Below are 1,302 nucleotides of genomic sequence, written 5' to 3' on the forward strand. Positions count from 1 at the left end.
CGGAGGCGCCTCCGGCGCGGCGCAGGCGCCGAGCAGCAGGATCGGAACGAGGGTGGCGAGCAGGGTGCGGGTCATGCAATGCCTCCGGGGGTTGGGGCGCTCAGCCTACCCGATGGCGGGCGCCGCGGGTGCCGCGTTGCAGCGGCGCGTGCCTCAGCGGCTTTCCTCCAGCACCGCCTCGTAGTTGCGCGCCTCCTCCAGCAGCCAGCCGCGGAACGCCTGCAGGCCGGCGTGGTCGGCCGAGCGCTGTGGGTAGACCAGGTAGTGCGCGTAGTTGGTGCGCAGGCGCTCGTTGCTCAGGCGTACCAGGTGGCCGGATTCGATCAGCAGGCGCGCGCGGGTCAGTCGGCCCAGGGCCACCCCGACGCCGCTGGCGGCCGCACGCAATATCGCCTCGGTGTCGTCGAAATGGGCCGCGTAGCGCGTCGGCGGCTCGCCGCCGTGGGCGGCGAACCAGGCCAGCCATTGTTCATTGCCGTCGTCGGGTTCGCCCAGCAGCGGCCAGTCCTGCAGGTCGGACAGCCGCGGCGGCCCGAGCCGGGCGACCAGGTCCGGGCTGGCGAGCGGCGCGACCCATTCGTCGAACAGATGCTCGCTGACCAGGCCCGGCCATTGGCCGCGGCCGATCCGCAGCGCCGCGTCGACCTCGCGATCGTGCTCGAAGTCGGTCACCCGCGCGGTCGATTGCAGGCTGACCTGGACCTGCGGATGGGCGGCGAGGAAGCCGCTCAGCCGCGGTACCAGCCAGGCCGATGCGACCGAGGGCGTCACGCTGAGGGTCAGCATGTCGTCGTGGCGCGGACCGTAGGGCCGCAGCGCCAGCTCCAGCGCATCCAGGTGCGGGGCGACCCGGCTCATCAGGTGGCGGCCGTCGGCGGTCAGGCGCACGCCGCGCGAGTTGCGCTCGAACAGGCGCCGTCCCAGGCGCTCCTCCAGGCCCCGGATCTGGTGGCTGAGCGCGCTGACGGTCAGGTGCATCGACTCGGCGGCTCGGGTCAGGTTGCCGGCGCGGGCGGCGGCGGCGAAGCCGAGCAGGGCGTGCAGCGGAGGACGGGCCATGGCAATGCTCCAGACTTGAATTCAGTTCAACGAACACTTGCAAAAGTGTCGCTTTTTGGCACTTAGGCTTGAGCGTATCTTGCAACTCGTCCCCCAGGACCGTCCACCCCCCCTCCCCTCGGACGGCCCGCCAACCGGAGAACGACGATGAGCATCTACAAGGATCTGCTGTTCCTGCACGGCCACCTGTGGGATCTCTCGGTGGCCGAAGACATCACGCCGAAGGCGTCCAGCGAGGTGCCG

1 protein-coding gene is annotated in these 1,302 nt (G+C 71.0%); it reads right to left on the bottom strand.

Translation table 11 applies throughout. The annotated features are described in order from the left end of the window. Positions 1–153: 153 nt before the first annotated feature. Entirely contained in the window at positions 154–1,059 is a 906-nt protein-coding gene (locus tag FKV24_RS09570) for a LysR substrate-binding domain-containing protein (protein ID WP_111265027.1), read from the bottom strand. Between the last annotated feature and the right edge of the window lie 243 nt (positions 1,060–1,302).

The sequence above is a fragment of the Marilutibacter maris genome (assembly GCF_006546735.2).
Taxonomy (GTDB): domain Bacteria; phylum Pseudomonadota; class Gammaproteobacteria; order Xanthomonadales; family Xanthomonadaceae; genus Marilutibacter; species Marilutibacter maris.

Coding starts and splice junctions, on each gene's coding strand:
- FKV24_RS09570 (WP_111265027.1), bottom strand. CDS start 1,059: ATGGCCCGTCCTCCGCTGCACGCCCTGCTCGGCTTCGCCGCCGCCGCC.